This is a genomic window from Enterobacter sp. I4 (genome assembly GCF_022669095.1).
Classification (GTDB): domain Bacteria; phylum Pseudomonadota; class Gammaproteobacteria; order Enterobacterales; family Enterobacteriaceae; genus Enterobacter; species Enterobacter pasteurii.
Genome location: NZ_JALBUO010000001.1, coordinates 1,603,558 through 1,618,592 on the forward strand (window position 1 = coordinate 1,603,558; position 15,035 = coordinate 1,618,592).

Below are 15,035 nucleotides of genomic sequence, written 5' to 3' on the forward strand. Positions count from 1 at the left end.
GAACGGCAATCAGGGAGTGTGTGTGCAGCACGATACGTACGTTGTTAAACAATCTTTTTTGCAATGGCTGCACAAGCGTAGCAATCCCCTTTTGGTTGTTAACCTCTGTTTTATTGTTGTGCTGATCTTCTCCACCCTCCTGACCTGGCGCGAAGTCGTGGTGCTGGAGGAGGCTTACATCTCCAGCCAGCGTAACCATCTGGAAACCGTTGCCAGCTCGCTGGACAGACAGCTCCAGTTTAGCGTCAATAAAATGCTCTACTTTCGCCACAGCATGCTGGACGCGCTGGAGACGCCGCTGGCGTTTGGGGTCCTGCAGGATGCGGTAAAGCGTTTTGAACGCGTGCGGCGTTCCCCCGTCTGGCAAATCGCGGTCGATAAAAAGCGCACGCTGCCGATCAACGGCGTTTCGGATGCGTTTGTTGAAAAAACAACGCTGCTCACTCGCGATGACGATTACCTGGATAACGAGCTCTCCGCCGCGCTCGAAGTGGGCTATTTACTGCGCCTGGCCTCCACAAATTCACGCCACGAGGAGCGGGTATTATACGTTTCTCGCGCTGGGTTTTTTCTGGAAACGGATACGCCTGCGCATCACGGCGATATTGCCCAGCGCTATTACCATCTGGTCACGCAGCCCTGGTTTACGCAGCAGACAGATCGTGAAAACCGGGCGCGGGCGGTTCGGTGGTTTATCTCGCCTCCCTCGGCTTTTGCGGGTAAACAGCCGCTCATTACCGCCAGCGTGCCGGTCTATTACCATCACGTCTGGTATGGCGTAGTGGCGATGGATTTCACCTTTGCCACCATACGCCAGCTGCTGGTGGAGGCGATGGACGACCATACGGAAGGGGAGTACCAGCTGTATGACAGCCGCCTCAACATGCTCGCGACGACTGAGACCCCGGCAGAGGAGGTTAATCACTTCGACGAGCGGGAATTGGCGCAAATCGCGCACGCTATAGAGCTGGACACCGAGGGCGGCATTCGCCTGGGAAGCCGCTTTATCAGCTGGGCGCGCCTCGATCATTTCGACGGCCTCGTCCTGCGGGTACACACCCTGGATGAGGGGGTTCGCGGTGATTTCGGCAGTATCAGCATCGTGCTGGCCCTGCTCTGGGCGCTGTTTACCGCAATGCTGCTCATTTCATGGCTGGTGATCCGGCGCATGGTCAGCAATATGTATTCGTTGCAGAACTCGCTGCAGTGGCAGGCCTGGCACGATCCGCTTACCCGGCTGAATAATCGCGGGGCGCTGTTCGAGCGGGCGAAAGTGCTGGCGAAGCAGTGTGAACAGCAGTCGCTGCCGTTCTCCATCATTCAGATCGATCTGGACTGCTTCAAGAGCATCAACGATCGTTTCGGTCACCAGGCGGGTGATAAGGTGTTGTCCCATGCGGCGGGGCTGATTGCCAGCACCGTTCGCGCCGGCGATATTGCCGGGCGCGTCGGCGGCGAGGAGTTCTGCGTGGTGCTGCCCGGGCTGACGCTGGAGGAGGCGGCTGAGGTGGCCGAACGTATCCGCGAGCGAATCGACAGCAAAGAAATTCTGATTAAAAAGAGCACGACCCTGCGCGTGAGCGCGTCGTTTGGCGTCTCCGGGGCGCAGGAGAAGGGCAACTATCACTTTGAACAACTGCAATCCGCCGCCGATGCACGGCTGTACGAGGCGAAACAGAGCGGGCGTAACCGGGTTATCTGGCAGGATCAGGAAAAAAAGTAATCAAGCCCTTCGCGCCAGCCAGCCGGTCCGCTGAGCCGGGAATGATAAACCCGTGCGGGGCTGTCGTTCTTCAGGCTGATGCCTGCCCGGTTGAAGCCTTTGACGACCACCGCATAGTCTACGCTGTCCAGCAGCGGCGCATCGTTGGGGCCGTCTCCCAGACCCAGCGTCGTGAAGTCTGAGCCGTCGCGCTGGCGATAGCGCTCAACCAGCCAGTTAACCGCCACGTCTTTTCCGCAGCGCGTGTCCAGAATGTGCCAGAAGCGCGCGCCCTGCACGATCTTCAGCCCCTGTCCGGCCAGCAGCCGTGCAAAGCGCTGCATTTGCCCATCGCTGTCGCGCCAGATAAGCGTCACGGAAGCCTCGTGCTGGCGTGCCAGCACGGAGCGCGGGCGGCTTAGCCCCGTCCATTCGGCCACGACCCGCTCATCCACATCATCGAAGGTGGTGAACTTGAGGTGCAGCTCCAGGCGAACCCGCTCGATGAATTCCCGAATACCGCCGTGCTGCTTTTCTGAAATGAAACGCGCGGCGTTTTCCCACCGGACGTCAGGCTGGATCACCGCACCGTTTTCCGCAACGTACGGCAGACCGACAAGCCCCAGCTCCTGCTGGATATCGTTCATCTCCGACGCCGTTTTGCTGCTGCACAGTATGACCGGAACCTGCTCATCCTGCAGCCTCTCCAGCCACGCGGCGGCGGGCTGCCAGTCGAAGGTATGAAAATCCAACAGCGTGCCGTCGAGGTCGGTAAAGACGAGCAGCGTCTCCTGAAGCGAAGGCATAAACTCTCCCGGATGATGGCGGTTTTTATGAGAAAATTCTTAAAAAATAGAAGCGTTGTCACCCCGTTGAACCGGTAACGATCCCGACAAACCCACACCCCACGCAGGTTTATACTCATAACAAAAATTCACATGTATAAAATATTATATTCGCTCAGAGAATATATGCTTGTAAGACAAAACCGATGGGGCTAATGTCTTACCTGCATCAGATTTCCTGGTGTAACGAATTTACAAGTGCTTCTTGCATAAGCAAGTTTGATCCCGGTCATCCCCATGACCGGGATTTTTTTCATCCTAGCGGTTCGTCTCCGAGACGCTAAAATCATGAATGTCGAGCTCGAACGCCTCGGCGAGTTCACGGTAGGTGTGATAGTCACGTCCGTTAACCACGACATGGTCTGAATTATCCTCGGCGCGATGTACTTCGGACTCGCTAATTTCGTTAATGGCGGCAAGCAGGGCGTCGACATCCACTTCTACCTCACGCTTGATGGTGTCGCTGTACTCTTTGTCGGTCTTCATTACGGGCTCCTCATTTAACCATCTCCACAGCTAAGTATAGACCGCACACAAAAACGCCATTCGCGCCCGGCGCCGATGTCAGGCAATCCATTTTGTTCTACACTGGCTCAAAACCACAGGAGGAAAGTATGAAGGTCAACGATCGGGTAACCGTGAAAACGGACGGTGGGCCGCGCCGCCCGGGCGTGGTGCTGGCATTAGAAGAGTTCAATGAAGGCACGATGTACCTCGTGTCGCTGGAAGACTACCCGCTCGGCATCTGGTTCTTTAACGAACTGGGGCATCCGGATGGGATCTTTGTGGAAACGGCGGAATAGCGCGGCGTCGGGGGCTTGTCACCCCGGCTTCTGCGGCTAAAAAGCAAAATCTCTGGCCAGGCCAGAGATAGAGGTAGGGTACAACATGGCCGTGCAGCTTAGCGCATATTAACGAAAATCCCGTTCGTCACATTATCTGTCAGGCGTACGACATGGTATATCACTTGCTTATTATGCGTTTTAATTTTCCTTTTAATATTTCCTTTGTGTGACGATACTGTTTTTGCCTTAATATTCATCTGGTCTGAGATCTGAATTGTCCCTTGTCCAGCCATCCACATTCTTAGCATACTTGATTCAGTTCTGCTTAATGATAGGGTGGGTAAGTTAACCGCACCTACATTCTTAACTTCTTTATTCAGGTAATCGCCCAGAATATCATCAAGTGACTCTGGTTTAATCGATTTAGAGCTGATTAATAAGTTTTTACGGACCAACAAATATTCATCGAAATGAATATTGGCGATCGCCATAAAGACAATAAACAAGGTCTTAGGATGCTGATTAATGATTTGCTTAATGTGCTGACTGTTAGCGGGATCGTGAATGAAACAGTCCTCATTAATAAACACCACGCCTGGCTTGTGAACGTCACAAGCGGCTGCGAGTTCTTCAACGGTGTGCGCATCGTTGATATCTCTCTTTTTTACCCCTCTGCTTGCTAAGTACCCGGTTAACCCTAGCCGGGTGTAGCTGCATAAATCCATAATGATCGTTGACATGGCATACCCTCACTCAATGCGTAACGATAATTCACCATCTGCCTGAGAGCTCATAAACAGCCATACGGGATGGATAAAACCTAATAAACCTGTGAGCATGACAAAGACTTTCAGGCGGACTCACTATCCCGTAAAGTTACGTATAATTTGCCAGGAATCATCTTAAAGTAAAGTAAATATTAAGTATTGTGAGGTGGTTAGAAACATTTAAACCGCGTCAGATATATCCTGGTAGATGTTTTTTGAGTTTTATTTTAGGAATATCCTCAGAAAGACATTGCAAACGCTGGGGGTTATTATTTGCGTGGAAGTTCGCTGACAATATCCGCTAACAGATTGAATATCTCACTGAATAAATGCTCGCAGAAGGGGGCGATAAGTGGCATCAGCAATGACATTAATAAAAGCCCTACCGTCAGCGTCACCGGAAAGCCGATGACAAATACCGACAGCTGCGGCGCCATGCGGTTGAGTAACCCTAACGCGAGGTTGACGGTCAGCAGCAGGGTGATGATCGGCAGCGCCAGCATCAGCCCGTTCAGGAAGATAAGCCCGGCAGCGCGCACCAGCGCCAGAAAGGCGTTGCTGTTCACCGGGTCATCACCAATCGGCAACGTGTGGAAGGTATCCACCAGCATGGAGATCAGCCACAGATGGCCGTTGAACGTGAGAAACAGCAGCATCGCCAGCAGGTCAATAATCCGCGCCAGCACCGGCATATTCAGATGGCTGCCCGGGTCAACGAAGGTCGCGAAGGATAAGCCCATCTGCAAGCCGATCAGTTCCCCCGCGGTACGCACCGCGGCGAAGGCAAGCTGCATCGTAAACCCAACCGCCACGCCGATCATTACCTGCTGTAGGGCAATCCAGACGGCGTTCGGGGAAAAAATCGGAATATCTACCGGCGGCAGGGCAGGGGCAACGATAATGGTGATAACGATGCCCAGCCCAACCTTGACGCGCTTGGGTATCGATTTCTCACTGAGAATAGGGGCGGTTGAGATCAGCGCCATGATGCGCAGCATCGGCCAGAAATAGATGCCGAGCCACTGAACAAACTGATCGCTGGTGAAATGAAGCATCGTCCGTCAGCCGATGATGTACGGCAGGTTAGTGAACAGGTTGCGCATATAGTCCAGCAGCAAGTTGAGCATCCATGGCCCGGCAACGATAATCGCCACGAAGACGGCGATGATCTTCGGGATAAACGACAGGGTCATCTCGTTAATCTGCGTGGCGGCCTGAAGAATACTGATAATCAGACCGGTCACCAGCGCGACCAGCAGCAGGGGGGCGGCAACGGCAATCGCGACCTTCATCGCCTCCGTGCCCATCATCATGACCGACTCAGGCGTCATTGCGCGCTCCTCAACTGTAGAAACTCTGCGCCAGCGAGCTGACCAGCAGCTGCCAGCCGTCGACCAGCACGAACAGCATGATCTTAAAGGGCAGGGCAATGGTGGCAGGCGGAACCATCATCATCCCGAGCGCCATCAGGACGCTGGCGATCACCAGGTCAATGATCAGGAACGGAATGAAAATGGTGAAGCCAATCTGGAACGCTGTTTTCAGCTCGCTGGTGACGTAAGCCGGCAGCAGGATACGCATCGGCACCGCTTCCGGCCCCTGAAGCTCGCCCGTGTTGGCGAGGCGGGCGAACAGGGCCAAATCCGCTTCGCGCGTCTGGCGAAGCATGAATTCCCGTAACGGCTGCGCCCCTTTCTCCAGCGCGACCTGCATCGAAATCTTATCTTCGCTGAACGGCTGGTACGCCTCGGTGTAAATCTTATCGATAACCGGCGACATAATGAAAAAGGTCAGGAACAGGGCTAGCCCCAGCAGCACCTGATTCGGCGGCGCGGAGGGCGTACCGAGCGCGTTGCGCAGCAGGCCGAACACGATGATGATGCGGGTGAAGCTGGTCATCATCAGCAGGATCGCCGGAATAAAGGTCAGCGAGGTGATGAACACCAGCGTCTGCACGGACAGGGACCAGCTTTGTCCGCCGTTCGCCAGCGGCGTTGAAACCAGCCCCGGCAGTTGCGCATACACAGCGGGGGCGAACAGGCTCAGGCCTGCCAGCGTAAAGGGTAACAAACGGCGCATCAGGATCTCCCGGAACGCTTGAGCAAACTCTTCATGACGGACTGAAAATCCGCAGGGGCTTGTGCGTTAGCCTCCACCGCGGCGGGCGCAGGCGGCAGCGTGTGAAGGACGTTGATGCTGGAGGCGGTAACGCCCAGCACCAGTCGCGCATCGTCAACTTCAACAATGACCACGCGCTCGCGCGGCCCGAGCGTCGTGCTGGCGCTGACCTTCAGCCCGCGCGTGCCGGCCGTTTTCCCCGCCAGGCCGAAACGCTTTGCCAGCCAGGCGGCGATAAGGATAAAGGCAATAATACCGAACAGCGCACCGCTCACCTGAAGCAGCGGTGAGCCGGGCACGGCGGAGGGCGCGGAAATTGTTGCCTGGGTTTTCATGCTTAACGGCTCAGGCGACGCATACGTTCGGAAGGGGTGATGATGTCGGTGATGCGCACGCCGTATTTATCGGCCACCACCACCACTTCGCCCTGGGCAATCAGGTAGCCGTTGATCAGAATATCCAGCGGCTCGCCGGCCAGACCGTCAAGCGCCACCACGGAGCCCTGGGTCAGGCGCAGCAGCTCTTTGATGGTCATGCGGGTGCGGCCCAGCTCAACGGTCAGCTTGACCGGAATATCCATAATCAGGTCGATATCCTGCAGCGTGCCGCTGACGTCGCCGCCGCCCAGCTGCTGGAATACCGCGTCCGCCGCGCTTTTCGTCGGCGTGGTTTTTTGCTCGTTTAACGCGTCAGCCCACAGATCGTCCAGTGCTCCGCTGTTTTCATCGGACGGATTGTTCATGTCACTCATTTGGGCTGTTCCTCATTCAGCGAATTCAAAATCGGGTTGATCAGGTGCTCAACGCGTAACGCATACTGACCATTAATCGTGCCGTACTGGCTTGTCAGCACGGGTACGCCATCCACGTGGGCAATAATGCGGTCGGGTTTGTCTATCGGCAAAACGTCGCCGGGTTGTAATTTCAGGATCTGGGACAGGCGCATGGAGATATCGGCAAAGTTAGCCACCAGCTCCAGCTGCGAATGCTGTACCTGACGCACCAGGTTTTCACGCCAGTTCTGATCTTCATGGCGTGAGTTTTCCAGCGGCGGGTTCACCAGCAGCTCGCGCAGCGGTTCAATCATGCTGAACGGCAGGCAGATGTTGAACTCGCCCGTCAGGTTGCCGATCTCAACGTGGAACGGGGTGTTGACCACGATGTCGTTCGGCGAAGTCGTGATGTTGGTAAACTTCACCTGCATCTCGGAACGGACGTACTCCACTTCCAGCGGGTTAATCGCCTTCCACGCGTCGCTGTAAGACTCCAGCGCCAGCTTCAGCATGCGGTTAATCACGCGCTGTTCGGTATGGGTAAATTCGCGCCCTTCCACTTTGGTCGGGAAACGGCCGTCGCCACCGAACAGGTTATCCACTGCAATAAAGACCAGGCTAGGCGAGAACACCACAAGGCCGGTACCGCGCAGCGGCTTCAGATGGATCAGGTTAAGGTTGGTTGGCACCGGCAGGTTGCGGGCAAACTCATGATACGGCTGAATGCGGATCGCACCCACGGTGATGTCCGGGCTACGTCGCAGCAGGTTAAACAGCCCCATGCGGAACTGACGTGCAAAACGTTCGTTGATGATCTCCAGCGCCTGGAGACGCTCGCGCACCACGCGGCGCTGGGTGTTGGGATCGTAGGGACGAATATTGTCGTCGCCGGTGAGACCCGGTTTCGGATCGTCACTCTTATCGCTGTCGCCGTTGAGCAGCGCGTCGATTTCTGCCTGAGAAAGAATACTGTCGCCCATGTCGTTACCGCAGAATGAAGGCTGTATACAGAACGTCAGTGACTTCCTGCTTAGGTTGGCCGTTGACCAGCGGGGTCGACAGCGTCTGTTTAATCGCGTCGACCAGCTTTTGCTTACCCACATCGGTGGCGAGCGCGGAGGCATCCTGACGGGAGAACAGCAGCAGCAGACGGCTGCGCACTTCCGGCAGGTAATCGTTCAGACGCGCACGGGTCGCTTCATCCTTCAGACGCAGCGTAATGCCCACGTAAAGCACGCGATCCGCATCGCCCAGGTTAACGGTGAACGTATCCAGCGGGAAGAAGACCGGCGCCGGAGGTGGCGGCACTTCAGCCTTGGCGGCAGCGGTGGACGGTTCCTGCTGCATACGCCAGTAACTGTAGCCTGCGGTGGCGCAGGCCGCGAGGGTAATCAACACCAGCAGCGGGATCCAGATGGAACGCTTGCTTTTTTTGGTGATAGCGGAGTCTGTCATCTGATACGAGCTTCCTGTTTCGGTACAGCTTAATACGGTGATTATCCCGTGTCCGGCTTAGGTCAAAGCGTGGAAAAGACGGGGATAATCACGTTACCTCTGGCGTTTAGGCAAAGATGTCTACGGCACTGGTGCCGCGAGCGGCGGATTGCAGGGCGGCAGGGACCGGCAATAGCTCCTCGCCCTCATCGTTAAAGCCGCCGTGCTGGCCGGAACGTGACGCGTGCTGCTGTTGTCCGGATGAGGACTGCTGCTGTCCGGCAAAGCTCTCACCGCTGACGCTGCTTTGTGAAAGCTGAATGCCGTTTTCCGCAAGCTGCGTGCGCAGGACAGGCAGGGCCGCTTCCAGCGCCGCGCGGACGTGGCCGTGCGGGGAAACCATCTGCAGCTGTGCCTGGTTGTCATCGAGCTTAAGCGAAATGTGCACCTGGCCCAGATCCTCCGGGTGCAGACGCAGCTCCGCGGTCTGCTGTCCCTGCTTAGTGAACAGCGTGATGTGCTGGCTCAGGTTCTGCTGCCATTCTGGCGTGCCCAGCGGCTGGCTTAGCACCGGCGCAGTGGCAACGGTCGCGGCTGGCTGAGACGGCGTCAGGCCGCTAAGTATCGGTGCCAGCGTTGCGGTTGGGCCCGCGGTGGACGACGGGGTGCTCAGCACGTCCTGTTTCTCAGCGGCGGCGGCGACAACAGGCGTAAGGGTTGCCGCGGCGGGCAGCGTCTTATCGCTATCCTGAACCGATACGTTTTCCTGACCGGTTAACGTGCGGCTAAACGTCGATTGCGGGCCGTTACCCGTCTGGGCCAGGGCAGGGGTGAGGGCGGCACGCGGCGCGGCTCCCCCGGTACCCGCAGGCTGCGGCGCTACCGGCGCGGCGATCTGCTGGTGCGGCAGCATCGCCATCAGCGCGCTTAGCCCGGCCAGCTCGTCTTCGTCGGTGGCGGCGTCGGGGTCTGCTTTCGCATCCGCATGGGCCAGCACCTTCAGCGCATCGGTGCCCGTCGCAGGCTTAAGCCCGGAGACGAGGCTTTGCAGGGTGGTGTCATCCCCGGATAGCGTCTCCTGGCGGGTAATCAGCTCGGCGATTTTGGCCTGGAGCGCGGTATCACCGCTCTTTTCCTGCGCCGCTTTCGACAGTTTGCTGCCCGCCGCCTTCAGGTCGGCCAGCGTCAGCGGCGCATCTTTACCTTTACCGGTGGTCTCCGTCAGCGCGCCCGCCAGCAGAGAGAGAAAATCCTGCGCACCCTCAGCGCCTTTTCCGGCCAGCGTGCCGCCGGTCAGGTCGCTGTCGGTCATCAGCAGTTGTTGCAGTGTGATCATTCTGGTTTCCTCATTGATGCGCGCTGGGCAAACTCATCCATTTTTTTCTGATCCAGACGGTTTTCCGCCAGGGTCGAGGCGGCAATCTGCCGGTCCTGTAACGTTTGCCAGGCCTGCAGCCGCTGTTTTTTCTCGCGCCAGAAATTGAGCGCGGTATCCACTTTTTGGGTCCACTGGTTAAGCTGCTGGCGATGCTGCTCAATTGCCTTTTCCAGCGTCTGGATAAACTGCTGGTAGTTAATCCAGCGCTGGCTGCCAATGCCCTGCGTCATGTCGGTGTTAAGGTTGGTGCGATATTCATGCTGATAGTCGATTAACATCTTCAACTGCTCTTCAGCCTGCTGGCACCCGCGCCGCATTGCGCCAAGCTGCAGTGCGGCATCGTCAACTTCTTTTTCAGCCAGATCTTTTAGCGTTGATAACGCGCTGTTTTGCGCCATGACCTTCGCCCTCCACCTGTGTTACGCCTGCGGGAAAATCAGCTCCAGAGCCTGGATGGAATCGTCCCAGTCGGCGCGTTCAAAAATACCCTGTTGCAGAAATGCCTCCAGCTGCGGCCACAGGGCAATCGCCTTATCGAGCATCGGGTCGCTGCCTTTGGCGTACGCCCCAACGCTGACCAGATCGCGGTTGCGCTGGAAGCTGGAGAGCAGTTGTTTGAAGTTACGCACGCGGGCGTAGTGCTTCTCGGTAATCAGCGCCGTCATCGCGCGGCTGATCGAGGCTTCAATATCGATAGCGGGATAGTGCCCGGCTTCGGCCAGACGGCGCGACAGCACAATATGGCCGTCGAGGATCGCGCGCGCGGAGTCGGCAATCGGATCCTGCTGGTCATCGCCTTCGGTCAGCACCGTGTAGAACGCGGTAATCGACCCTCCGCCGCTGATGCCGTTCCCCGCGCGTTCAACCAGCGCCGGGAGTTTGGCAAAGACGGACGGCGGATAGCCTTTGGTGGCCGGTGGCTCACCAATGGCCAGCGCGATTTCACGCTGCGCCATCGCGTAACGGGTCAGGGAGTCCATGATCAGCAGCACGTGCTGGCCCCGATCGCGGAAATCTTCCGCAATGCGGGTGGCATAGGCGGCTCCCTGCATACGCAGCAGCGGCGACACGTCAGCCGGTGCGGCGATCACTACCGAACGGGCGCGGCCTTCCGCACCCAGAATATTTTCGATGAAGTCTTTTACTTCGCGACCGCGCTCGCCGATCAGGCCAACGACGATGACGTCCGCCTGGGTATAGCGCGCCATCATGCCGAGCAGAACGGATTTACCGACGCCGGATCCGGCGAACAGGCCCATACGCTGCCCGCGGCCTACGGTGAGCAGGGCGTTGATGGGGCGAACGCCGGTATCCAGCACATGCTCGATGGCCGTGCGCTGCAGCGGGTTAAACGGCTGCGTGATCAGCGCCCCGGTTTCGGTGGTGTCGGGGGAGGGGAGGCCGTCAAGCGGCTTACCGCTTCCGTCCAGCACGCGCCCCAGCAGCGCCGGGCCGAGCGGCAGCTGTTTGCCGCTTTGCAGCCCATCGCCGGTGATGTTTTTCGCGTAGACGCGCGCGCCGGGCAAAATGCCCTCCACTTCCTCAAGGGGCATCAGGAAGAGCCGCTGGCCGTTAAACCCGACCACTTCGCTCTCCACTTCGCGCATCTCCAGGCCGTCCTGACGCTCAATCACGCAGGTGGCGCCGAGCGGAAGCTGCAGGCCCGTGGCCTCCAGCACCAGGCCGGTGGCACGCGTCAGGCGTCCATAACGACGAACGGACGGCAGCTGCGCCATCTTCGTTTCAAAATTATCGAGCGTGTTGAGCCAGCGCGTCAGGCGTGCGGTCATCAGACGACTCCCGGTGCCGCCAGGCGGCACAGTTCCTGCCAGCGGGTCGCGACGCTGGCATCCAGGTCGCCCTCATCGGCGGAGACTTTACAGCCCCCGTGATGGAGCGACGGGTCGCCCCGCAGGCGCCAGCCGTGCAGGCTCAGGGTTGCGCCGAGGCTCTCCTCCACGCGCTGTAGGTCATCCGGGTGAACGCGCAGCTGCGGCTTACCGCTGAACAGCGGCTCCTGCTGGAGCAGGGCCTGGATCTGCTTAATCAGCGCCGCGTTATCCACCACCGGCGTCTGGCCAATTACCTGGCGGGCCGCCTCGAGCGCCATCTGCATCAGGCGCGAGGCGATGACGCTGTCCAGCGCGTCCAGCGTGTGCTGAAACTCGCTCACCAGCTGCTGCATGCGGGCATGAAGCGGCGCCTGCTGCTGGCGCGCCTGCTCAATACCCTGCTCTAAACCTTTTGCCATCCCTTCCTGATAGCCCTGCGCGTGGCCAGTCTGACGACCTTCGCTCATCCCGGCGTTAAAGCCCTGCTCGTGAGCCTGCATTTGCAGCTGGGCCAGCATCTGGGCGCGCTGTTCCTCCTCGCTCAGCTCCGGCACCTCCTCTGCACCGGTGTCGTCCTCGTCGGATGACAGGACGGCGGGCGTAAACGCCGCGGCAGGAGGGGAGAGGTCGTCAGGCGTCCAGCGCTTCCACGACAGTTCATCAGACATAGGTGTCGTCTCCGCTGCCAATCACCATCTCGCCGGTTTCCGCCAGACGACGAACGATAAGCAGGATCGCTTTCTGCTCGTTCTCTACCTGAGACAGACGCACCGGACCACGGTTGGCCAGGTCGTCGCGCAGAATATCTGCCGCACGCTGGGACATGTTGCGCAGGAACTTCTCGCGCAGCGGCTGCTCGGCACCCTTGAGGGCGATAAGCAGGGATTCCGAATCCACTTCCTGGAGCAGGCGCTGGATGCTGCGATCGTCCACTTCGACCAGGTTTTCGAACAGGAACATCTCGTCGATAATTTTCTGCGCCAGTTCGCCGTCGAACTCGCGTACCGCCGTAATAACGGCTTCTTCCTGCTGGGTTTTCATCAGGTTGATAATTTCTGCCGCCGTTCTCACGCCGCCCATTTTGCTGCGCTTGAGGTTCTGGCCGTCGAGCAGGTTGTTCAGCACTTCGGTCAGCTCCGCCAGCGCGGCTGGCTGGACGCCGCCGAAGGTGGCGATACGCAGCATCACGTCGTGGCGCAGGCGCTCGTCGAACAGCGCCAGAATATCGGCCGCCTGGCCCCGTTTGAGGTGGACCAGAATGGTGGCGATAATCTGCGGGTGCTCGTCGCGAATAAGATCCGCGGCGCTCTGCGGCTCCATAAAGTTGAGCGTTTCGATCCCGCTCGCGGTATCGCGCGTTTCGAGAATATCTTCCAGCAGGCTGGCGGCGCGCTCTTCGCCCAGCGCCTTGACCAGCACGGAGCGCAGGTAGTCGTTGGCGTTGATGTTGAGCGCCGCGAACTGTTCTGCTTCCTGCTCAAACTCGGACAACACCTCGGTCAGCTGCTTGTTGGAGATCTGGCGCACGTTCGCCATCGCCGCGCTGAGAATTTGCACTTCGCGCTGGGAGAGGTGTTTAAACACCTCTGCCGCACGATCCTCGCCAATGGTCATCAGCAGGATGACGCTCTTATCGGTGCCTGTAAGCGTGTTACTCATGTTCGTTACCCATCCACTGGCGGATGACCAGCGCCACAACGCGCGGATCGTTATCTGACATTTCGCGAATACGCTGGCTCATCACCTCAGCGCCCATGCGCTGATTCGCCCGGCGCTGCTGAAGCTGTTCATCTTTGCTGAGGCGAACTTCAACCGCTTCCTCCACGTCCTGACGCGTGTTCATCTGTTCCTTAGCGGCTTTCTCGGCTTCAGCACGACGCTGCAGCTGAGGACGAACGCCTTTACGCCACAGCAGCCACGCGACAATCAGCACCAGCAGCCAGCGGCCCGCGGACATCAGCTGGTCGATAAACGCCTGCTGTTGCCAGAACGGCAGCTCTCCGCCGCTTTCATCTACCGCGCTGAACGGGGAATTGACGACGTTCAGGGTATCGCCGCGTTTTTCAGAGAAGCCCATCGCTTCGCGGGTCAGGTTTTCGATCTGCTTCATCTGCTCCGCGGTGAGCGGCAGCGGTTTTCCATCCGGCAGCGTTTTGTAGTTCACCACCACGGCAACGGAGAGGCGCTGAATATCGCCGGTGTTCATTTTGGTATGGCGGATCGTACGGTCGACTTCGTAGTTGGTCGTTTCGTTACGGCTGCTGTTGCGCGGGCCTGCGCTGTTTGCCGTAGAGGTGGTCTGCTGGGCGTTTTGCTGACCGTTCTGCTGATTTGCCGGCGGCGTGGAGATTGGCGCGGCGTTAGCAGGCGCGGGCTGGTTAGAGAGCGCGCCCGGCACGCCGCCAGGATACTGGCCGCCCACCTGTTCGGTTTCGTTGATTTGACGCGAGCGCAGCACGGCGCGGGAGGCATCCCCGTTCGGGCTGTACTGTTCTTCGGTCTGTTCTTTATTTGAGAAATCAATCTGCGCGGTGACCTGCGCGTGCACGTTGCTGTTGCCCACAACCGGACCGAGGATCGCTTCGATGCGGCGCTGGAGGCGGCCTTCCACATCGGCGGCATACTTCAGCTGCGCGTCGTTGAGATCGCGCCCCGCGCTGTTGGACTGCGTCAGCAGGTGACCGCTTTGATCCACCAGCGTGACGTTACCCGGCGGCAAACCGGCTACCGCACTGGAGACCAGATGCGTGACGGCGCTGATCTGCCCTTCATCCAGCGCGCGGCCCGGTTCGAGGTTGACGGTCACAGAGGCGGAAGGGGATTTTTGTTCGCGGACAAACAGGGACGGCTTAGGCATTGCCAGGTGCACGCGGGCACTCTTCACCGGGCCTAAGGTCTCAATGGTGCGGGCCAGCTCGCCTTCCAGCGCGCGCTGGTAGTTAACCTGCTCGCTGAACTGACTGATGCCGAATTTTTCCTGATCCAGCAGCTCGAACCCAACCGCGCCGCCTTTCGGCAGCCCCTGCTGGGCAAGACGCAGGCGAAGCTCGTGCACTTTATCCGCCGGTACTTCGAGCGCACCGCCGTTATCGGCAAAGCGATACGGGATGTTCATCTGGGTCAGCTGGGTAACGATGGCACCGCCATCCTGGTCGGAAAGATTGCTGTAGAGCGTGCGGTAATCCGGGCTTTTTGCCCATAAGACCATCGCAACAACGATCGCGATGGCGGCAGCGCCTGCCACAATCAACGGGATTTTAGGGTTCGCGCGAAGGCGGTTCATCCACTCGAGTGATTTATTCTGTGGCGCTGTCGATGCTGCTGTCGCACTCATTGCGCACCTCTTAAATCCTGGTGGTTTACGTTATTCGTGTAGAGAAACAAAACTGACTCCCGGGTCGG

Annotated in this window: 18 protein-coding genes; 2 read left to right on the plus strand and 16 right to left on the minus strand. The window is 58.4% G+C overall.

What is annotated here, in order from left to right; all coding sequences use genetic code 11:
- The first annotated feature begins 22 nt into the window (after nt 1-22).
- Nucleotides 23-1,723 carry a cellulose biosynthesis regulator diguanylate cyclase DgcQ gene (gene dgcQ / locus MOQ06_RS07585; protein WP_242172262.1) on the plus strand — a complete coding sequence of 567 codons (1,701 nt, stop codon included), beginning with the start codon at nt 23-25 and terminating at the stop codon, nt 1,721-1,723.
- Here the strand turns inward: dgcQ and MOQ06_RS07590 are convergent.
- Both MOQ06_RS07590 and yodD read right to left on the minus strand, forming a co-directional pair.
- Nucleotides 1,708-2,508: a mannosyl-3-phosphoglycerate phosphatase-related protein gene (locus tag MOQ06_RS07590; protein WP_242172263.1), complete on the minus strand. Its 801-nt coding sequence runs from the start codon at nt 2,506-2,508 to the stop codon at nt 1,708-1,710. The genes dgcQ and MOQ06_RS07590 overlap by 16 nt on opposite strands.
- Nucleotides 2,509-2,805: 297 nt before the next feature.
- The gene (gene yodD / locus MOQ06_RS07595) at nt 2,806-3,033 is read right to left on the minus strand and encodes a YodD family peroxide/acid resistance protein (RefSeq protein ID WP_063151635.1); all 228 of its coding nucleotides are present in this window, start codon (nt 3,031-3,033) and stop codon (nt 2,806-2,808) included.
- Between the two features lie 128 nt (nt 3,034-3,161).
- On the opposite strand from yodD, the gene dsrB reads away from it, so the two are divergent.
- Nucleotides 3,162-3,350 (plus strand): protein DsrB, encoded by a 189-nt coding sequence (gene dsrB / locus MOQ06_RS07600; RefSeq protein WP_242172264.1) that lies wholly within the window; start codon nt 3,162-3,164, stop codon nt 3,348-3,350.
- Between the two features lie 98 nt (nt 3,351-3,448).
- Here the strand turns inward: dsrB and rcsA are convergent, their stop codons facing one another.
- The 14 genes from rcsA to fliF all read right to left on the minus strand — a co-directional run bounded on the left by rcsA (nt 3,449) and on the right by fliF (nt 14,967).
- A complete protein-coding gene (gene rcsA / locus MOQ06_RS07605; protein WP_148418159.1) occupies nt 3,449-4,072 on the minus strand; it encodes a transcriptional regulator RcsA in 624 nt (207 codons plus the stop codon).
- Between the two features lie 296 nt (nt 4,073-4,368).
- The gene (gene fliR, locus MOQ06_RS07610; protein ID WP_242172265.1) at nt 4,369-5,154 is read right to left on the minus strand and encodes a flagellar biosynthetic protein FliR; all 786 of its coding nucleotides are present in this window, start codon (nt 5,152-5,154) and stop codon (nt 4,369-4,371) included.
- 6 nt (nt 5,155-5,160) lie between these two features.
- Nucleotides 5,161-5,430 (minus strand): flagellar biosynthesis protein FliQ, encoded by a 270-nt coding sequence (fliQ, locus tag MOQ06_RS07615; RefSeq protein ID WP_003859587.1) that lies wholly within the window; start codon nt 5,428-5,430, stop codon nt 5,161-5,163.
- Between the two features lie 10 nt (nt 5,431-5,440).
- Entirely contained in the window at nt 5,441-6,178 is a 738-nt protein-coding gene (gene fliP, locus MOQ06_RS07620) for a flagellar type III secretion system pore protein FliP (protein ID WP_242172266.1), read from the minus strand.
- The gene (gene fliO, locus MOQ06_RS07625; RefSeq protein ID WP_176609993.1) at nt 6,178-6,552 is read right to left on the minus strand and encodes a flagellar biosynthetic protein FliO; all 375 of its coding nucleotides are present in this window, start codon (nt 6,550-6,552) and stop codon (nt 6,178-6,180) included. The genes fliP and fliO overlap by 1 nt, the downstream gene beginning before the upstream one ends.
- 2 nt (nt 6,553-6,554) lie before the next feature.
- Nucleotides 6,555-6,968, minus strand: coding sequence for a flagellar motor switch protein FliN (gene fliN, locus MOQ06_RS07630; protein WP_003859592.1), 414 nt, complete (start codon nt 6,966-6,968; stop codon nt 6,555-6,557).
- Nucleotides 6,965-7,969 carry a flagellar motor switch protein FliM gene (fliM, locus tag MOQ06_RS07635; protein WP_006811158.1) on the minus strand — a complete coding sequence of 335 codons (1,005 nt, stop codon included), beginning with the start codon at nt 7,967-7,969 and terminating at the stop codon, nt 6,965-6,967. Before fliM ends, fliN begins: the two co-directional genes overlap by 4 nt.
- Nucleotides 7,970-7,973: 4 nt before the next feature.
- The gene (fliL, locus tag MOQ06_RS07640; RefSeq protein WP_148418155.1) at nt 7,974-8,444 is read right to left on the minus strand and encodes a flagellar basal body-associated protein FliL; all 471 of its coding nucleotides are present in this window, start codon (nt 8,442-8,444) and stop codon (nt 7,974-7,976) included.
- A gap of 106 nt (nt 8,445-8,550) precedes the next feature.
- Nucleotides 8,551-9,759 (minus strand): flagellar hook length control protein FliK, encoded by a 1,209-nt coding sequence (fliK, locus tag MOQ06_RS07645; protein ID WP_242172268.1) that lies wholly within the window; start codon nt 9,757-9,759, stop codon nt 8,551-8,553.
- Nucleotides 9,756-10,199 carry a flagellar export protein FliJ gene (gene fliJ / locus MOQ06_RS07650; protein WP_006811155.1) on the minus strand — a complete coding sequence of 148 codons (444 nt, stop codon included), beginning with the start codon at nt 10,197-10,199 and terminating at the stop codon, nt 9,756-9,758. The genes fliK and fliJ overlap by 4 nt, the downstream gene beginning before the upstream one ends.
- 21 nt (nt 10,200-10,220) lie before the next feature.
- Entirely contained in the window at nt 10,221-11,591 is a 1,371-nt protein-coding gene (gene fliI / locus MOQ06_RS07655; RefSeq protein ID WP_148418153.1) for a flagellar protein export ATPase FliI, read from the minus strand.
- Nucleotides 11,591-12,301, minus strand: coding sequence for a flagellar assembly protein FliH (gene fliH / locus MOQ06_RS07660; protein ID WP_148418152.1), 711 nt, complete (start codon nt 12,299-12,301; stop codon nt 11,591-11,593). The genes fliI and fliH overlap by 1 nt, the downstream gene beginning before the upstream one ends.
- Nucleotides 12,294-13,292, minus strand: a complete 999-nt coding sequence (gene fliG / locus MOQ06_RS07665; protein ID WP_148418151.1) for a flagellar motor switch protein FliG — start codon at nt 13,290-13,292, stop codon at nt 12,294-12,296. The genes fliH and fliG overlap by 8 nt, the downstream gene beginning before the upstream one ends.
- Nucleotides 13,285-14,967: a flagellar basal-body MS-ring/collar protein FliF gene (gene fliF / locus MOQ06_RS07670; RefSeq protein ID WP_148418150.1), complete on the minus strand. Its 1,683-nt coding sequence runs from the start codon at nt 14,965-14,967 to the stop codon at nt 13,285-13,287. Before fliF ends, fliG begins: the two co-directional genes overlap by 8 nt.
- Nucleotides 14,968-15,035 lie beyond the last annotated feature (68 nt).

Excerpts from the sequence above, each read along its gene's own strand:
- fliG (WP_148418151.1), bottom strand. The coding sequence starts at position 13,292 with ATGAGTAACACGCTTACAGGCACCGATAAGAGCGTCATCCTGCTGATG.
- fliH (WP_148418152.1), bottom strand. The coding sequence starts at position 12,301 with ATGTCTGATGAACTGTCGTGGAAGCGCTGGACGCCTGACGACCTCTCC.
- yodD (WP_063151635.1), bottom strand. The coding sequence starts at position 3,033 with ATGAAGACCGACAAAGAGTACAGCGACACCATCAAGCGTGAGGTAGAA.
- MOQ06_RS07590 (WP_242172263.1), bottom strand. The coding sequence starts at position 2,508 with ATGCCTTCGCTTCAGGAGACGCTGCTCGTCTTTACCGACCTCGACGGC.
- fliR (WP_242172265.1), bottom strand. The coding sequence starts at position 5,154 with ATGCTTCATTTCACCAGCGATCAGTTTGTTCAGTGGCTCGGCATCTAT.
- fliF (WP_148418150.1), bottom strand. The coding sequence starts at position 14,967 with ATGAGTGCGACAGCAGCATCGACAGCGCCACAGAATAAATCACTCGAG.
- fliK (WP_242172268.1), bottom strand. The coding sequence starts at position 9,759 with ATGATCACACTGCAACAACTGCTGATGACCGACAGCGACCTGACCGGC.
- fliI (WP_148418153.1), bottom strand. The coding sequence starts at position 11,591 with ATGACCGCACGCCTGACGCGCTGGCTCAACACGCTCGATAATTTTGAA.
- rcsA (WP_148418159.1), bottom strand. The coding sequence starts at position 4,072 with ATGTCAACGATCATTATGGATTTATGCAGCTACACCCGGCTAGGGTTA.
- fliJ (WP_006811155.1), bottom strand. The coding sequence starts at position 10,199 with ATGGCGCAAAACAGCGCGTTATCAACGCTAAAAGATCTGGCTGAAAAA.
- fliO (WP_176609993.1), bottom strand. The coding sequence starts at position 6,552 with ATGAAAACCCAGGCAACAATTTCCGCGCCCTCCGCCGTGCCCGGCTCA.
- fliL (WP_148418155.1), bottom strand. The coding sequence starts at position 8,444 with ATGACAGACTCCGCTATCACCAAAAAAAGCAAGCGTTCCATCTGGATC.
- fliP (WP_242172266.1), bottom strand. The coding sequence starts at position 6,178 with ATGCGCCGTTTGTTACCCTTTACGCTGGCAGGCCTGAGCCTGTTCGCC.
- fliM (WP_006811158.1), bottom strand. The coding sequence starts at position 7,969 with ATGGGCGACAGTATTCTTTCTCAGGCAGAAATCGACGCGCTGCTCAAC.
- fliQ (WP_003859587.1), bottom strand. The coding sequence starts at position 5,430 with ATGACGCCTGAGTCGGTCATGATGATGGGCACGGAGGCGATGAAGGTC.
- fliN (WP_003859592.1), bottom strand. The coding sequence starts at position 6,968 with ATGAGTGACATGAACAATCCGTCCGATGAAAACAGCGGAGCACTGGAC.
- dsrB (WP_242172264.1), top strand. The coding sequence starts at position 3,162 with ATGAAGGTCAACGATCGGGTAACCGTGAAAACGGACGGTGGGCCGCGC.